Below are 16,948 nucleotides of genomic sequence, written 5' to 3'. Positions count from 1 at the left end.
ACCGAGGCCGGAGCCTTCCTGCTCGATGATGCGCGCCGGATCCTCGATCTGGTTGAGCAGGCCAAGGCCGGGGTCGAAAGCCGGGCGCGCGGCGAGACCGGCGTCATTCACGTGGGTTTCGCTGGGGCGACCCTGTCTCAACCGTTGATTCTCAACATCATTCAGGCCTACCGCGCGCGTTATCCGGGCGTGATCCTCTCGCCGGAGCAAAGCAACACGCCGCGCCTGGCTGCGGGGCTGAGCAGCCGTGAGATCGACGTTGCATTCGTGCGGCCTCCAGTCAGCAACATGGACGAACTCGCGGTGGAGCCGCTGGTCGAGGAGCCGATGGTGATTGTGTTGCCGGCATCGCACCCACATGCCGGCGATCGCGCGATACCGATTGTTGCCCTTGCTGAGGAGACCTTCATCCTGTTGCCGCGTGCAATCGGGGTCATCCTTCACGACGCCGTTATCGACCTGTGTCGCGCGGCTGGGTTTAACCCCAAGCTTGGCCAGGAGGCGCCGCAGATTCCAGCGATCGTCCACATGGTCGCCGCGGGGTTCGGTGTCTCGATTGTGCCGCAATCGATCAAACAGACTCGTGCTGAAGGTGTCGCCTTTGTGCCGATCGAAGGCGAGGTTCCAATGGCGCCGATCTGGCTTGCCTATCGGCGGAATGAGCGCTCCACGACCGTGCGCAGTTTCGTGGCCATCGCGCGCCAGATCGCCCATTCCGCGGTTGCGAGTGACGGCAAATCAGGAGTAGGTTAGGTCAAAAATCAGGCCATCATGGCGGGGGAGAAGCCGGGTTCTGGGCGTTGAAGTGAGCGCTCTGCGTGCCGCACCTCCGGGAACTCATGCTGCCTTGAAGACCGATATAAAAGAGATATCTAAATCAATAAAGCTATATATTGGACGCACTGGATAGCACCTTCTATTCAGCTGCCCAGCGGAGACGATGCGAGAACGCCTCCTTGCACAAGGATCAAAATCATGAAGGTCGGGCTATTCATTCCCTGTTTCATCGATGCGTATTTTCCCGAAGTCGGAATTGCGACGCTGGAGTTGCTGGAGCGCTTCGGTGTGGAGGTGGTCTATCCGCGTGACCAGACCTGTTGCGGGCAGCCGATGGCAAATAGCGGCTTTGAAAAGGATGCCGCGGCTACGGAAGCTTTGTTTGTTCGCAACTTCAGCGGCTTCGACTATATTGTTGGCCCGTCCGGAAGTTGCGTCCATCACGTGCGCGACCATTTCACCGCTGTCGAGCAGATGGGCGATGTCGCGGATATTCGCGCCCGCACCTTTGAACTCGTGGAGTTTCTTCACGACATCCTGAAAGTTGATGCATTTCCCTGGGCGCGGTTCCCGCACAAGGTCGGCTTGCACAACAGCTGCGGCACTTTGCGTGGACTTCACCATGCCCACGCCTCGGAGCTTCATGAGCCGTTTTTCTCCAAGCCCGAGGCGCTGCTTTCAAAGGTCGAGGGGCTCGAATTCGTGACGCCATCCCGTCCCGATGAGTGCTGCGGTTTCGGTGGCACCTTCTCGGTTTTCAATGAGGCCGTCTCGTCGAAAATGGGCTATGACAAGGTTCAGGACCATGCTGCGGCTGGGGCGGAATATATCGTCTCGGCGGATAATTCCTGCCTGATGCATCAGCGCGGCTGCGCCGAGCGGATCGGCGTGCCGATGAAGTTCATTCATATCGCCCAGATCCTGAACGGAGCCGAAGCATGAGCGATTCCAGTTCCGAACGCCGGCCTGAAAATCAGGTGGCCGAGCCGCAGCCGCGCGGCGCGCGGGTGCATGGCGACAGGCCGATCGACCAGGCGGAAGCGGCGGAGCGCTTCATCGCCGCGCCGCTCCATCAGAAGCAGCATGACGAGCGCCTCTGGACATTGCGCAGCCGGCGTGACGGCGAAATGCAGGCCATGCCCGAATGGGAGGAGATGCGCGCGCTTGCGGCGGCCATCAAGGAGCATACGCTCACCCATCTCGACAAGTACCTTGAGATGTTTGAGGCCAACGCCCAGGCCAATGGCATCCAGGTCCATTGGGCGAAAGACGGGGACGAGCATAATCGCATCGTTCAGGAGATCCTCGAGAGCCGCGGCGCGAAGACCCTGATCAAGAGCAAGTCGATGCTGACCGAGGAGTGCCGCTTCCGCGAGCATATGGCGAAGGTCGGCATTGAGGTGATCGAAACCGACCTCGGTGAGCGGATCCAGCAACTCGACGGCGAGGATCCGAGCCATGTTGTCGTGCCCGCCGTGCACAAGCTGCGGACCGACGTGGCGAAGGTCTTCGCGGAGAAGCTCGGCACCGATCCTAATGATTCCAATATTTACCACCTCGCGGAAGCCCAGCGCCAGGCGACCCGGCCGCTGATCCTCAATGCCACGGCGGGCATGACCGGCGGCAATTTCGTGGTCGCCGAAACAGGAACCTTTGTGGTCTGCACCAATGAAGGCAATGCGGACTTGTCGGCCAATGTGCCAAACCTGCATATCGCCTCGATCGGCATCGAGAAGCTGATTCCGCGGCTGGAGGATTTGCCTGTCTTTGTCCGGATGCTGTCGCGCAGCGCGCTGGGCTCGCCGATCACCCAGTATACATCGCATTTCCGCGGCCCCAGGGCCGGCGGCGAGATGCACGTCGTGCTGGTCGATAATGGCCGTTCCGAACGGCTGGGAATGGAGAAATTCTGGACCTCGCTGAAATGCATTCGCTGCGGCGCCTGCATGAATACCTGTCCGGTTTACCGGCGCTCCGGTGGGCTTAGCTACGGAGCCACCTATTCCGGGCCGATCGGGCTTATCATCGACCCGACCTTCAACGCACGGAAATACAGCAATCTTCCCTTTTCCTCGACGCTGAACGGCAGCTGCACCAATGTCTGCCCCGTGAAGATCAATATCCACGAGCAGATTTACGCCTGGCGCCAGGAAATGGTCCGCGAACACGAGACGCCGTTCGTCAAGCGCGCGGCGATGAAGGCGGCGGGTGCCGTATTGTCGCATCCTGCGATCTATCGCGCAGCGGTGGAGACGGGGAATGCGGCAATCGGGTCGCTGCCACGCTTCGTCATCTACAACGGTCTCAACGCCTGGGGTAAGCATCGCGAGGTTCCGCACGCTCCCGCCGAGACCTTCCACCAATGGTACAAGAAAAACCGCGGAGACAAGAAATGAGCAGCCGTGAAGCCATTCTCGCTTCGGTCCGCGCCAACCTGCCAAAGGTTGAGCGGCCGCTTCCCGTGGTGCCGCACTTCGACAGCAACCCGCCAGCTTCGCTCATCGACGCATTCGGCGCCATGTTGAAGCGTATGGGGGGAAGCCTGCTCGATCCCGGCCCGGTGGACGATCCGTTGGCGCCGGTGCGCGCACTGCTTGCAGAGAGCCGCCTCATCTGTTCGGCCGTGCCGGAGATCGCGGGGGAGCGCGATCTTGCTGCTGTCACTGAGCCTCGCGCGCTGGCCGATGTTGACCATGCCGTTGTGCGTGCAGCCTTCGGTGTTGCGGAAACCGGGTCCGTGCTGCTTACCGACACGGATCTGCAGGTGAACTCACTCGCTTATCTGGCTCAGCACCTGATCGTTCTGCTTGATCCGGCGGATATCGTGGTCAACCTGCACCAAGCCTATGCCCGGCCAGAATTCCGCGAACATCATTATGCGGCTTTCCATACCGGCCCCTCGGCAACGGCGGATATTGAAGGCGTGCTCATCCTGGGCGCGCAGGGCGTCCGCTCGCTTTCCGTCTTGTTGGCGCCCAGGCCCTCCGTGAACCGCACCTGAGCCGGTTAGCGCCAGTCATAGGATCATGGAACTCAGGCATCTTCGTTATTTCGTTGCGGTTGCAGAGGAGTTGCACTTCACCCGCGCAGCCGAACGGCTCGGCATCAAACAGCCGCCCCTCAGCTTGCAGATTCGCCAGCTCGAGCATGAAATGGGCGCGCCACTTTTTTACCGTCTGACACGCGGTGTGGAGCTTACCGAAACTGGAGCGTTGCTGCTCGTTGAAGCGCGCCAAATACTCGATCAAGTGGAACGGGCCAAGGCTGGTGTGCAGAGCCGCGCGCGCGGCGAGACAGGACACATTCACCTGGGCTTCGCCGGCGCGACCTATTTTCAGCCACTCGTCCCTGCTGTTATTCGTGCTTACCGTGAGCATTATCCCGGCGTCGTCCTTTCACCCGCGCAAAGCAATACGCCGCAATTGGTTGCAGGTCTGCGGAGCGGCGAGATCGACATCGCGTTCGTTCGGCCGCTGATCAGCGACGGCGAAGGGCTTGCCATCGAGCCTTTGGTCGAGGAACCTATGGTGGTCGTGCTGCCGGCATCGCATCCTTGCGCCGGTGATCGTTCAGTGCCACTTGAAGCTCTCGCGCGGGAGACGCTGATTCTGTTCCCGCGTGCCATCGGTCCCGGTCTCTACGATGCCGTTATCGCAAGTTGTCAACGGGCTGGGTTCAGTCCCAAATTGGGCCAGGAAGCGCCCCAGATCTCGTCGATCGTTCACATGGTGGCAGCGGGATTCGGTGTGTCGATCGTGCCTCAGTCGATCAAGCAGATCCACGCCGAAGGCGTCGTCTTTCTTGGCATTGAAGGTGACGTGCCCCACGCGCCGATCAGCCTTGCCTATCGGCAGGATGATCATGGTACGGTCGTGCGCAACTTTGTCGCGTTGGCGCGGCGAATTGCTCGAGCATCGAAATCAGAAGAACGGCAAGTTGCGGGCAAGTGTGGCGCAAAATAGCTGGCAATCCAGGGGCGGCCTCAGCGGCACCCCAGCTGGCACTTAAGCTGTCGCTGAGGTCGCGTTACTGATTTGTGCCGATATGTTTGGCGTTCTGTTTCGTTTTCTGTTTGGTTGACATGATTCCTAAACCCGATGAACTGCTGTTTGCGCTAAAATCCTTCTTGGCGGCGATGGTGGCTTTCTATCTGGCGTGCTGGTTGGGGCTGGACAGACCTTACTGGGCGATGACGAGCGCCTATATCGTGGCCCAACCTCTGACCGGGGCCATGCGCTCGAAGGCGCTATTCCGGTTTTTCGGCACGATGATCGGCAGTGCGGCGGCGGTGGCCATGGTGCCGAACCTGGTCAATGCGCCGGTGCTGCTGTGCCTGGCGATGGCGGGCTGGGTTGGGCTGTGTCTCTATTTTTCTTTGCTGGACCGCTCGCCCCGGGCCTATACTTTCATATTAGCGGGCTATACGGCGGGAATTATAGGCTTTCCCAGCGTGACCGATCCGAACATGATCTTTCAGACAGCGCTGACGCGGGTGGAGGAAATCGTCATCGGCATTGCCTGCACCACTTTGGTTGGCACGCTCGTGTTTCCGCGGCCGTTGGGACCTGTGATCGCCCGCCGGATCTCGCGCTGGGTACAGCCAACGAATGAATGGGCCGCCGCATCGCTGGCGGGTGAGGATGAGGATACACAGACACGCGCGGCACGATACCGGCTGGCCGTCGAGGTGAACGATGTTGGCGTACTGACCACGCAGTTGGCGTTCGACACCTCCCCCCTGCAAGCCGCAGTGCCATATGTAAAACGCATGCGGATCTACATGCTGAGCCTGATGCCGGTGTTGGGCTCAATCGGCGACCGCGTTGCGGAACTGCGCCGGCTGGGTGGGATTACTCCTGAGCTGCAGGAGGTTCTGGACACAATGTCTGCCTGGGTGCGGAACGGGGAACCGGGGGATGCAGACAAGATGCATGCGCGGGTCGACGCGTTAGCGGAAAGCGGATCATCCTGGGTCGGATTGCTGCGGGCCAGCTTGGCGGTGCGGCTGACGGAGCTTATTTGCGTCATGCGGCATTCGCGTGCGATCCGCCAGCATATCGTCAACGGTGCTCCGGTGCCGGAGGACGCTGTCCTGGATGGCGATTTCGTTGCCGTGGCAACGCATCTGCATGACCATGGGATGGTGTTTCTCTCAAGCTTGGCGGCTTTCTTGACGGTGCTGCTGGTCTGCGCGTTCTGGATTAACTCGGATTGGCCCGGCGGCGGCAGCGCGGCGTTGATGGTGGCGATCGTATGCTGCCTCTTTGCAACGCAGGATGATCCGGCGCCAGCGCTGGCGCAGATGCTCCGCAATGTCGTGATCGTGGTCATTGTCATTGGGTTTTATACCTTCGTCATTCTGCCGCGGGTGGAGACGTTTATCGAACTGGCGCTGGCTCTGTCGCCGGTCGGGCTGATCATCGGCGTGCTGGTTTCCCGGCCCGCGACCGCCGGCATCGGCTTGGCGGTTGTAGCCTTTGGCCCGACCACCCTGGCGCTGGAGAACGGCTATGAAGGGAATTTTGCAGGTTATCTGAACAACGCCGCATCCCTGGTGTTCGGGGTGGCCGCCGCCTTGGTGGTCACAAAACTGATTCGTTCGGTGGGAGCGGAATGGAGCATCCGCCGCCTGTTGCGCGCCGGGTGGCGGGATATTGCCGCGGCCGCCGAGGCGCAGGGTCCCCAGGACCGCGCGGTGTTGACGGGACGGATGATGGACCGGCTGGGGTTGCTGATGCCACGGCTGGCGGCTATGTCGCAGGATGAGGACATCGTGACGGCGAACGTGCTGCATGATCTGCGCGTGGGCGCGAACGTCATCAGCCTGCGGCGGCAACTCTCCGGCTTGCCTCTGGCGGCGCAGCACGCGGCGGTTCGTGTGCTGGCGGGGATTTCCGCGCATTATCGCGATAATCCACTCAAGAGTCCGCCGAAGGCGTTGCTCGACGCGGTCGACATGACAATTCGCACGGTGGCCTCTGATCCCGCTAAATATAAGGACACGCTGATGGCGTTGTCGGGCATGCGCAGCATGCTGTTTGCCGATGCGCCGCCGCCCGATGTGACGGGGTGGACAGTGACCGGAGAGGGAGCGAAACAGGTTGCGTGACCAGCACAGGCGATGGACGCGGTGTGCGGGGTTTAGCCGCTGTTGCGTAACGCCGCAGCGATGCCGTTGATGGAAATATGCACACCGCGCCGCACGCGATCACTCACGTCCTCTTCGCCTCCCCGGGCAACCTGGTCGCGATAGCGGCGCAACATTTCAACCTGTACGTGGTTAAGCGGGTCGAGATAGGGAAAGCGATTGGTAACCGAACGGCGCATGACCGGATTCCGCTCGAGCAGGGCCTGCTGCCCGGTGATGGACAGGAGGTGGGCGCGTGTGCGCTCATACTCCGCCTTGATGCGGGGGAAAATGCGATCTCGCAACGACTCGTCCTCGACCAGCCCGGCATAACGCTCGGCAATTCCCATGTCCGCCTTGGCCAGCACCATGTCCATGTTAAGGAGCAAAGTGGAGAACACCGGCCATTCCTGGAACATGGATTGCAGCAGCCGGAGCCCGCCGGAGCCGCGTTTGGCGATCACAGACTCCACGGCCGAGCCGAAGCCGTACCAGCCAGGCAGCATGACCCGGCATTGTGCCCAGGAAAACACCCAGGGAATCGCGCGAAGATCTTCGATGGACCGGCCCTTGGCGCGCGACGCGGGGCGACTGCCCAGATTGAGGCTGGCGATTTCGGTGATCACGGTGGACTGCCAGAAATAATCTTCAAACCCTGGCGTCTCGTAAACAAGGTTGCGATAGGCCGCGTAGGCGGCGTCCGACAATTCTCCCAGAATTTCCGGAAAGCTTGGCGCCAGTGGCTCGGAGATCGCCGGTTCGGCGGTTGCAACCAGCGTCGCGGAGACCAGAACCTCCAGATTTCGCTTGCCAACTTCGGGATTACCGTATTTGGCGGCGATCACCTCGCCCTGCTCGGTGAGGCGGATCTGCCCCTGCACGGCGCCTTTGGGTTGCGCCAGAATCGCCTGGAAGCTGGGACCGCCGCCACGGCCGACCGAGCCGCCACGGCCATGAAACAGGCGAAGCCGCACGCCATGACGGGCGAACACGTCCACCAGGCCAACCTCCGCGCGGTAGAGTTCCCAGCCGGAGGTCAGGAAGCCGCCATCCTTGTTGCTATCCGAATAGCCGAGCATGACCTCCTGCGTCTCACCACGGCTGGCCAGCAGGCTGCGGTAGAATGGAAGCGAGAACAGCCTGTCCATGATGCTTGCGGCGGCGCGCAGATCCTCGATCGTTTCAAACAGCGGCACGATATTCACAGTGAGCTGCTGCGTGCCGGGGTGGAGTAGCCCCGCTTCCTTCAGCAGCACGGCGAGTTCCAGCATATCGGAAACGCCGTCGGTCTTGGAAATGATGGCCGTACGAATCGCGCGGTCGCCGTAGCGCAGGTGCGCTGCGCGCGCAGCATCAAAAATGGCCAGCTCTTTCATGGTCTCGGCGCGGTAATCTACGTGCCGGGAGACCAGCGGGCGGCTCGTGGCCAGCTCCGCGAGCAGGAGGGCAATGCGCGCCTCCTCGCCAAGCTGAAGATAATTAGTCCCAGGGTTGGCCACTTCCAGCAAATCGCCGACTGTGCGTTCATGCACGGCGGAATTCTGCCGCAGGTCTATTGGCGCCAGCGTCCAGCCGAAAACACGCGCGGCGCGCACGAGGGCGCCAAGCCGCCCGTGCGTGAGCAGGGCGGAGCCGTGGACGCGCAGGGACTGTGCAATGATCGCAAGATCAGTCGCAAATGCCTCCGGTGTTGCATAGGGTGGGGTGGCGGTATCGTAGCCGGACGGCACTGGCCCGGCGGGCGGCCGGCCGAAAAGGGCCACATGGGTCCCTATAAGCCGCGCCTGGACCGTTGCAAGCGCCCGCCGGTAGGGTTCATCGGCCTGATGCTCCGGGTGTCCCGAGGATTGCTCGGCGAGCGATTGCAGTTCTGGCGTTGTACCGGCGTGCAAGGATGCAAGCGTAAGTTCACGGCGAAGCTTGCGCACTTCGCCCAAGTAAAAGCCGAAAGCCCGTTCAGCCTGCCGGGCCATGGCTTCGGCCAGCACTGTGGCGTCCACAAACGGATTCCCATCGCGGTCGCCGCCGATCCAGCTGCCGATCTCCAAAAAGGTCGGCAAGCCGCCTGCAACTTCGCCAATTTCCTGTTCAACTGCCGCATACAGCTTCGGGACTTCGGCGAAGAAGGTCGCATCGAAAAAAGCCAGGGCGTTCTCAACCTCATCCAGCACAGAGAGCTTGGTCAGGCGCAGTATGCGCGTCTGCCACAAGGTAAGGACAAGGCTGCGCAGCTCGACGTCGATCTCCTCGCGCTCCTCCTTGGTTTCGGCTAGGCGGTCGCGCCGGTTGAGGAGTACGGCGATGGCATCGAGGCTGTCCAAGATGCTCCGGCGCTGCACCTCGGTGGGGTGTGCGGTGAGAACGGGGGAAATATAGGCATTGAAGAAGAAGTTCCGGAGCGCCGCGGTGTCGAAGCCGTCGGCACGGGCGCGGGCGATTCCGGCGGCCAGACTGCCTTCGCGCGGCGGTGAACCGGCGACCAGATGCGCTCGCCAGCGCCGCGTATGATGATGGTCTTCGGAAATATTGGCGAGCACTGAAAAATAGCCAAAAGCACGTGTAATGTTGTTAATTTGGCCCTCTGACAGCCCCTTCAGGATTGTTTCCAGTTCTGCCTGGGCACTCTGGTCCTGGTCCCGGTGGAAGCGCACAGCCAATTGGCGAATGGATTCGATCAGGTTGTAGGTCTCGTCTCCATCCAGCATGCGGATTGTATCACCCAGAATGCGCCCCAAAAGGCGGATATCTTCGCGAAGGGCTTCATCCATGGTTTCAAACTGGCGCTTCTGAGTTTGCGGAACGTCCATACGGCAATCAAACCATGCCATTACGCCCAAGGGAACCGTTTTCTCTTACCCGGTACGCGAAACCCGCCGGCTCCTGGAGCCCATCGGCAACATGCCGCCGGCAGACGCCGGGGAACGCGACTACGTCATGCTGCAAGCACAGCCCGGGATACCTTGATTCAATCCAAACAGCCTCCGGGAAAACCGGCGCGGTTCAGATGGTTCAGCGCCAGAGGTTGGAGCGTGCGAGATCGAGTATCTCGTCAGCCTTGCCGTTCATCACCGCCTTGACCATGTATAGCGTGAAACCCTTTGCCATCTCGGCAGTGAGCTTGGGTGGAATGGCGAGTTCCTGGCGATTCACCACGACGTCCACAAGCACTGGGCCGTCATGAGCGAGCGCGTCAGCGATGCCGTGCGGCACATCCGCGGCATCCTCGATCCGGATGCCGCGGATACCAGTGGCTTCGGCCATAGCGGCAAAGTTCGGGTTCTTGAAATCGGTACCGAAGTCCAGGAATCCCGTTGCTTTCTGTTCGAGCTCGATGAAGCCAAGTGCGCCATTGTTGAACACCACGACCTTCACCGGCAGCCCTAGCTGGGCAAGACTGAGGAAATCCCCCATCAGCATGGCGAAGCCACCGTCGCCGGACAACGAGATCACCTGGCGTTTAGGGAAAGCCGCCTGGGCGCCGATCGCCTGCGCCATCGCGTTGGCCATCGAGCCGTGCCAGAACGAGCCCATGAGCCGGCGCTTGCCATTCATTGCCAGATAACGGGCGGCCCATACCGTCGGCAGGCCGACATCGCAGGTAAACACGGCATCCTCGGCCGCGAGATCACTCAGCGCTTTGGCGACTTGCTGCGGATGGATGAGCCCCTTGCCGGGCGTACCAACGGCAAGGTCGTCGAGGCCTTTGCGCGCTTTGCCGTAATGCGCCAGCGCCGCGTCCAGATGCTGGCGGTCGGTCTTTTCCTCCAGAAGCGGGAGCAGGGCGTCGAGCGTCGCGGCGACATCGCCGACGAGGCCGAGATTTATGGGCGCCCGCCTGCCGAGTTGCTCCGGCCGGATGTCGATCTGCGCGATTTTTGCCGTGCCTTGCGGGTAGAACTGGCGATAGGGAAAGTCCGTGCCCAGCATTAGTAACGCATCGCAATCGTTCATCGCGTAATAGCCGGATGAAAAGCCGATCAACCCGGTCATGCCGACATCATAGGGGTTGTCCCATTCCACATGCTCTTTGCCCTTGAGCGCATGGACCATGGGGGCTTTCAGTTTCTCGCCTAGGGCGAGCAACTGGCTGTGCGCCCCCTCGCATCCGGAGCCGCCCAGTACGGTGACGCGAACGGCGCTATTCAGGAGATCGGCGAGCTTCCGCAGATCCGCCTGCTGCGGCACGACCACCGGCCGGGGCGGTAGCAGGCTGAGGGAGGTTGGGGCGGGGGCTTCGGCGGCTGGTTGCAGCGCAACATCTCCAGGGATCACGATCACCGATACGCCCTGTCTGCCGACCGCCTCGCGGATCGCGATTTCCAGGCTGCGCGGCATTTGATCGGCATTGGAGACCAACTCACAATAGTGGCTGCACTCCTTGAACAGCGTTTCCGGATGGGTTTCCTGGAAATACCCAGACCCAATCTCGGCCGACGGAATATGTGCGGCAATCGCCAGCACCGGCACGCGCGAGCGGTGACAGTCGAACAAGCCATTGATAAGATGCAGGTTTCCAGGACCGCAACTGCCTGCGCAGACGGCGAGGCTGCCCGTCAGATGCGCGTCCGCGCCGGCCGCAAAGGCCGCGACCTCCTCGTGCCGGACATGCAGCCACTCAATTTTCCCCTGGCGTCGGATCGCATCCGTCAGCCCGTTCAGGCTGTCCCCCACGATCCCGTACATACGCCTCACGCCGGCCGCCGTGAGGGTTTCGGCGAATTGGTCTGCAACCGTCTTCATGATTCCGCTCCTGGGTGAGGACGACCGGCCTGCGTCGCCTGTGCCGCAGGATATAGAAAACAATTGGTATATTATTTTTATATTTTGGATATCTTTGCGGGCAGCTTAAACTGCGATGCCCTTCGCTCATTTAAGCTTTCGATGTGACCGTTCACCTCCAGTATACCGCCGCGCATTGTTGGACTTGTATTAACCAGGCTGGGAGTGCAAAACTCCAACAACAAAAACAATGTTTGGGGATCCGGCTCGGCTCTGGGCCGGAAAACGGAAATGGCCGCTGCGGATCACGTGCGTGAGATCGAAAGCGCCGGGCTTGGTGGTACCACCACCCGGGACACTTATGTTGTGCAATCCTGGCGCCGCTGCCTGACGGAATACCGGCTCGACCCGGCGGCGAATTGCGAGGCAGTGATCCTGCCCGAAGGCCGCCTGAAGGAACACCGCCAGCAGGCAGAGGAGCTGATCGCCATCGCCCGCTCGGGCCTGGAGCAGCTCTACAACCATGTCTCCGGCCAAGCCTATGTGCTCCTGCTGGCCGACCGCCAGGGCATCGCTGTGGAGTATTTCGGTGACCCAAGGCATGACCGCGAGTTGCGGCAGGCGGGGCTCTATCTCGGCGCCGACTGGGCCGAGGCGCGGGCCGGCACCTGCGCGGTCGGTGCCTGCATCGCCACGGGCGAGGCGCTGACCATTCACCAGAGCGACCATTTTGGCATGACGCACACGCCGCTCTCCTGCACCGCGGCGCCAATCTATGACTCCGCCGGGCGGCTCTCCGCCGTGCTGGACATCTCGCTGCTCAGCTCTCCGCAACAGAAGGCGAGCCAAAGCTTGGCGCAACATATGGTCACAACCACGACCCGGCGCATCGAGCTCGCCAACCTTATGGCGCGGACCCGCCGTCAATGGGTGCTGCGCTTCGCCCGCTCGCCGGAATTCCTGGATGTTGACCCCGAAGGCGCGCTCGCCATCGACGACCGCGGTTGCATCGCAGGCATGACGCACATGGCGGCCCGGCTGCTGGCCCGCGCCGCAGGGCTGGATTGGCGCGCCCCGGAGCAACTCATCGGCCAGCCGGTTTCGCGCTTCTTCGACCTCGGCGTCGATGACCTGCCCGCCCTCACACGAGCCCGCCCCACCCAGGAGCGCGTGCTGCGTGCGCGGGACGGCAACATGCTGTTCGCCCACGCTATAGAGCCGCCGCGGCCGCGCGCGACTCTGCCCGCGTTACCGCAGGCCTTGCGCGCGCTGGGTGGCGTGGCGCCAGAGATCGGGGCGCTGCAAGAGAAGGCGGCGAAGCTCAGCCGTACCGAGCTGCCCATTCTGCTGCAGGGCGAGACCGGCACCGGCAAGGAGTTCCTGGCCCGCGCCATCCATGAGGCGAGCGGCGTGAAGGGGCCGTTCGTGGCGGTGAACTGCGCCGCGATTCCGGAGACGCTGGCGGAGGCGGAACTATTCGGTTACGCGCCCGGCGCTTTCACCGGCGCGGCGCTGAAAGGGCGCAAGGGGCTCGTCGAGGAGGCCGATGGCGGCACCTTGTTTCTGGACGAGATCGGCGACATGCCGTTGTTGCTGCAATCCCGGCTGCTGCGCGTGCTGGCCGAGCGTGCGGTGCAGCCTCTGGGCGCGGCGCGGCCCCGGCCGGTGCGCTTCCGCGTCATCTCCGCTTCTCACCGAGACCTTGCGGCCCTGGTGGCGGAAAAGCTCTTCCGCGAGGATTTGTACTACCGGCTGAATGCGGCCCGGCTCAGTCTGCCGCCACTGCGGGCGCGGCAGGATTTCGACTGGCTGCTGGCCCGGCTACTGGCGCGCCATGCCCGGCCGGGGCATCGCCTAACCGCCGCGCCGGAGGCGCTCGCGGCGTTGCGCGTGCATCCCTGGCCCGGCAATCTGCGCGAGCTGGACAATGCCATCGCCACCGCGGCGGCCTTGTGTGAGGACGGAGAAATCGGCCTCGCTGATCTACCGGAGGAAATCGTCGGGGCCACTCCGGTGGCGGATGACGAGGCCGGGCGGCTGAAGGCGGCGCTGGCGGCGTGCGGCGGCAATGTCTCCGCGGCGGCGCGCACCCTCAAGTTGGACCGCACCACCGTACATCGGCAGATGCGTCGCTTCGGCCTGTCGCGCCACAGCTAGCCGCCACAGCCGCCGCCACATTGTGGCCGGCGACGGCGCAAAAAACCAATGACTTTCAAAATATTAGCTTTGGCACGCGGCTTGCCCTTGTCCTTCTGCCCACAACAAGAAGGCAAGGAGGAACCACTTGAAAGCTCTACGTTTCCACGCCGCGCGCGATCTGCGGCTCGAAGACATTCCCGCACCGGAGCGCAATCCGCTGCCCGGCCAGGTTCTGGTCCGCAACCGCTTCGTCGGCATTTGCGGCACCGATCTCCACGAATACGCCTATGGCCCGATCTTCATCCCCAAAACGCCGCATCCCTATACCGGCGCGCACGGGCCGCAGATTCTGGGGCACGAGTTCGGCGGGGTGGTCACTGCAATTGGCGAGGGTGTGACCAATGTGCAGCCCGGGGACCGCGTCTCCATCCAGCCGCTGATCATGCCTCGCGCCGGGGATTATTACGCCGGGCGCGGGCAGTTCCATCTCAGTCCGCAACTGGCCCTGGCCGGGCTCAGCTGGGCCAGGGGCGGGATGGCGGAAGAAGCCATCGTGCATGACTACAATGTGGAGAAAATCCCCGACGAGTTGACCGATGAGGAGGCGGCGCTGGTGGAGCCGACGGCAGTTGCCGTGTATTCCTGCGACCGTGGCGGGGTGCAGGCAGGCAGTTCCGTGCTCGTTACCGGTGGCGGGCCCATCGGCCTGCTTACGCTGTTGGCGGCGCGTGCGGCCGGGGCTACCACGCTGTTTCTCTCGGACCTCAACGACGCCCGTCTCGCCTTCGCGCGCACGGTGCTGCCGGATATCGTCACCATCAACCCGAAGCGCGAGAATGTGGGCGCGGTGGTGCGGGCTGGGACCGACGGCCAAGCCGGTTGCGACGTGGCGCTGGAATGCGTGGGCAATGAGCACGCGCTGAAGGCTTGCCTGGACGCGGTGCGCAAGCAGGGCGTGGTGGTGCAAACCGGGCTGCATCCGCATGAAAATCCGCTTGACTGGTTTCAGGTGACGTTCAAGGATGTCGATCTGCGTGGTGCCTGGGCCTACCCCACGCATTACTGGCCGCGCGTCATCCGGCTCATCGCCTCCGGCGCACTGCCAGCGGCCAAGGCCGTCACCGCCCGCATACGGCTGGAGGACGCGGTGGCGCAGGGGTTCGAGGCGCTGCTCGATCCCGCAGGCCGTCATCTCAAGATCCTTATCGACCTCGTCGCGTGAACAAAACCAAAATAAGCAAAGGGAAACGGACATGTACGACGTAACGATCGAGACCCGCGTAGCTTCACCCCGCGCCATTGCCGAAGGCTGGATTAACGCTTTCAACGGCGCGCTGGAGGCGGGCAACGTGGAAGCGGCGGCGCAGCTTTTTGCCGATACAAGCTTCTGGCGCGACCTTGTTGCCTTCACCTGGAACATCAAGACGGTGGAGAACCGTGACGGTGTGCGCGACATGCTGCGCGCCACATTGCCGCAGGCCGGGGCGGTGAAGTTCGCCTTGGCGGAAGAGCCGCGGGCGGTGGATGATGTCGTTGAAGCTTGGCTGGTCTTCGAGACTGCCACTGGGCGCGGCGAGGGGTTGGTGCGGCTGCGCGGGGGGGTGGCCTGGACGCTGTTGACGGCGCTGACCGAGCTGAAGGGCTTCGAGGAGCCGCTGGGCGCGCGCCGGCCGAAAGGGGCGGAGCACGGTATCTCCCGCCACCGCAAAACCTGGACGGAAAAGCGCGAAGAGGAGGCGCAGACGCTTGACTACACGACGCAGCCTTATGTGCTTGTCATTGGTGGCGGCCAGGGTGGCATCGCGCTCGGCGCGCGGCTGCGCCAGCTCGGCGTGCCGTCGATCGTCATCGACAAGCATGACCGCCCGGGCGACCAGTGGCGCAAGCGCTACAAATCCCTCTGCCTGCACGACCCGGTGTGGTATGACCATCTGCCATATATCGATTTCCCCAAGAACTGGCCTGTGTTTTCGCCGAAGGACAAGGTCGGAGACTGGCTGGAGATGTACACCAAGGTCATGGAGATAAATTACTGGTCGAAGACCGTGGCCAAGCGCGCGGTATTCGACGAGTCCACCAAGACATGGCGCGTGACAGTGGAGCGCGACGGGCAGGAGATTGAGCTTCGCCCCACGCAGTTGGTGCTTGCCACCGGCATGTCCGGCAAGCCGAATATGCCGAAGTTCAAAGGCATGGAGCGGTTCCGTGGCGAGCAGCAGCACAGCTCCCAGCACCCTGGGCCGGACGCCTATGCGGGCAAGAAGGTGGTGGTGATTGGCGCCAATAATTCCGCGCACGATATATGTGCGGCGTTGTGGGAGGCGGGTGCTGACGTGACGATGGTCCAGCGTTCCAGCACGCATATCGTGCGTTCTGACTCGCTGATGGAGGAGGCGCTTGGCGATCTCTATTCCGAGCGCGCGCTGGCCGATGGCATCACCACGCGCAAGGCGGACATGACCTTCGCGTCGCTTCCGTACCGGATCATGCATGAGTTCCACATTCCCGTGTACGAGAAGATCAAGGCGCGCGACGCCGCGTTTTATGCAGCGCTGGAGAAGGCCGGCTTCATGCTGGATTTCGGCGCGGACGGCTCTGGCCTGTTCATGAAATATCTGCGTCGTGGCTCGGGTTATTACATTGATGTCGGGGCCTGCGACCTTGTCATCGACGGCAGCATCAAGTTGAAGAGTGGGGTGGAGGTTGAGGAGATTACCGAGACGGGCGTGAAATTCATCGATGGCACGGAGCTCCCGGCGGATCTCATCGTCTATGCCACCGGCTATGGTTCGATGAATGGCTGGGCTGCGGACCTCATCAGTCAGGAAGTGGCGGACAAGGTGGGCAAGGTGTGGGGGTTGGGCTCGGCCACGCCCAAGGACCCCGGCCCGTGGGAAGGCGAGGAGCGCAACATGTGGAAGCCGACGCAGCAGGAGAATCTCTGGTTCCACGGTGGTAATCTGCACCAATCGCGGCACTACTCGCTGTATCTCGCCCTGCAGTTGAAGGCGCGGAAGGAGGGGCTGGCCACGCCAGTCTATGAGCTGCAGCCGGTATATCATCTGAGCTGATCAGCAGGCGTCTTGTTTTGACGTAGTCTAGGGAACCTCTGATCTAGCTGTTTGCGCCGGTCCGGATCACTCCATTTGCCAGCGATACGGATTGAACGGAGGTTCCCGAGTGCTG

The 16,948-nt window shown here is 62.3% G+C and carries 11 protein-coding genes; 9 read left to right on the top strand and 2 right to left on the bottom strand.

Features of this window, described 5'->3' with window-relative positions; all coding sequences use genetic code 11:
- The 6 genes from ACLPJJ_RS02165 to ACLPJJ_RS02140 form a co-directional block, all read left to right on the top strand.
- The coding region (locus ACLPJJ_RS02165) for a LysR substrate-binding domain-containing protein (RefSeq protein ID WP_443589117.1) at positions 1-753 on the top strand (753 nt) is incomplete at its 5' end.
- 222 nt (positions 754-975) lie between these two features.
- Entirely contained in the window at positions 976-1,719 is a 744-nt protein-coding gene (locus ACLPJJ_RS02160; RefSeq protein WP_443589116.1) for a (Fe-S)-binding protein, read from the top strand.
- A complete protein-coding gene (locus ACLPJJ_RS02155) occupies positions 1,716-3,173 on the top strand; it encodes a lactate utilization protein B (RefSeq protein ID WP_443589115.1) in 1,458 nt (485 codons plus the stop codon). The genes ACLPJJ_RS02160 and ACLPJJ_RS02155 overlap by 4 nt, the downstream gene beginning before the upstream one ends.
- Positions 3,170-3,778 (top strand): LutC/YkgG family protein, encoded by a 609-nt coding sequence (locus ACLPJJ_RS02150; RefSeq protein WP_443589113.1) that lies wholly within the window; start codon positions 3,170-3,172, stop codon positions 3,776-3,778. Before ACLPJJ_RS02155 ends, ACLPJJ_RS02150 begins: the two co-directional genes overlap by 4 nt.
- Positions 3,779-3,803: 25 nt before the next feature.
- Positions 3,804-4,739, top strand: coding sequence for a LysR family transcriptional regulator (locus ACLPJJ_RS02145; protein WP_443589111.1), 936 nt, complete (start codon positions 3,804-3,806; stop codon positions 4,737-4,739).
- A gap of 119 nt (positions 4,740-4,858) precedes the next feature.
- Positions 4,859-6,886, top strand: a complete 2,028-nt coding sequence (locus ACLPJJ_RS02140) for an FUSC family protein (RefSeq protein WP_443589109.1) — start codon at positions 4,859-4,861, stop codon at positions 6,884-6,886.
- A 32-nt stretch (positions 6,887-6,918) separates the two neighbouring features.
- On the opposite strand, the gene ppc is transcribed toward ACLPJJ_RS02140, so the two are convergent.
- Both ppc and poxB read right to left on the bottom strand, forming a co-directional pair.
- A complete protein-coding gene (gene ppc / locus ACLPJJ_RS02135) occupies positions 6,919-9,711 on the bottom strand; it encodes a phosphoenolpyruvate carboxylase (RefSeq protein WP_443589107.1) in 2,793 nt (930 codons plus the stop codon).
- A 202-nt stretch (positions 9,712-9,913) separates the two neighbouring features.
- Complete coding sequence (poxB, locus tag ACLPJJ_RS02130) at positions 9,914-11,644, bottom strand: ubiquinone-dependent pyruvate dehydrogenase (protein WP_443589105.1); 1,731 nt, start codon at positions 11,642-11,644, stop codon at positions 9,914-9,916.
- Positions 11,645-11,914: 270 nt separating this feature from the next.
- Between poxB and ACLPJJ_RS02125 the strand changes: the two genes are divergently transcribed.
- The 3 genes from ACLPJJ_RS02125 to ACLPJJ_RS02115 all read left to right on the top strand — a co-directional run bounded on the left by ACLPJJ_RS02125 (position 11,915) and on the right by ACLPJJ_RS02115 (position 16,833).
- Complete coding sequence (locus ACLPJJ_RS02125) at positions 11,915-13,780, top strand: sigma-54-dependent Fis family transcriptional regulator (protein WP_443589103.1); 1,866 nt, start codon at positions 11,915-11,917, stop codon at positions 13,778-13,780.
- A gap of 127 nt (positions 13,781-13,907) precedes the next feature.
- Positions 13,908-14,984, top strand: a complete 1,077-nt coding sequence (locus ACLPJJ_RS02120) for a 2,3-butanediol dehydrogenase (protein WP_443589101.1) — start codon at positions 13,908-13,910, stop codon at positions 14,982-14,984.
- Positions 14,985-15,015: 31 nt separating this feature from the next.
- Positions 15,016-16,833 (top strand): NAD(P)/FAD-dependent oxidoreductase, encoded by a 1,818-nt coding sequence (locus ACLPJJ_RS02115; RefSeq protein WP_443589100.1) that lies wholly within the window; start codon positions 15,016-15,018, stop codon positions 16,831-16,833.
- The last annotated feature ends 115 nt before the right edge of the window (positions 16,834-16,948 follow it).

This window comes from Acidocella sp. (assembly GCF_052326845.1).
GTDB lineage: Bacteria > Pseudomonadota > Alphaproteobacteria > Acetobacterales > Acetobacteraceae > Acidocella.
Note: the sequence above shows the minus strand (reverse complement) of the source record. Positions and strands in the feature narration are given on the sequence as shown.

What these genes read in the sequence shown, in the direction of transcription:
- ACLPJJ_RS02150 (WP_443589113.1), top strand. Translation starts at nt 3,170, where the DNA reads ATGAGCAGCCGTGAAGCCATTCTCGCTTCGGTCCGCGCCAACCTGCCA.
- ACLPJJ_RS02145 (WP_443589111.1), top strand. Translation starts at nt 3,804, where the DNA reads ATGGAACTCAGGCATCTTCGTTATTTCGTTGCGGTTGCAGAGGAGTTG.
- ppc (WP_443589107.1), bottom strand. Translation starts at nt 9,711, where the DNA reads ATGGACGTTCCGCAAACTCAGAAGCGCCAGTTTGAAACCATGGATGAA.
- poxB (WP_443589105.1), bottom strand. Translation starts at nt 11,644, where the DNA reads ATGAAGACGGTTGCAGACCAATTCGCCGAAACCCTCACGGCGGCCGGC.
- ACLPJJ_RS02115 (WP_443589100.1), top strand. Translation starts at nt 15,016, where the DNA reads ATGTACGACGTAACGATCGAGACCCGCGTAGCTTCACCCCGCGCCATT.
- ACLPJJ_RS02155 (WP_443589115.1), top strand. Translation starts at nt 1,716, where the DNA reads ATGAGCGATTCCAGTTCCGAACGCCGGCCTGAAAATCAGGTGGCCGAG.
- ACLPJJ_RS02125 (WP_443589103.1), top strand. Translation starts at nt 11,915, where the DNA reads ATGGCCGCTGCGGATCACGTGCGTGAGATCGAAAGCGCCGGGCTTGGT.
- ACLPJJ_RS02140 (WP_443589109.1), top strand. Translation starts at nt 4,859, where the DNA reads ATGATTCCTAAACCCGATGAACTGCTGTTTGCGCTAAAATCCTTCTTG.
- ACLPJJ_RS02160 (WP_443589116.1), top strand. Translation starts at nt 976, where the DNA reads ATGAAGGTCGGGCTATTCATTCCCTGTTTCATCGATGCGTATTTTCCC.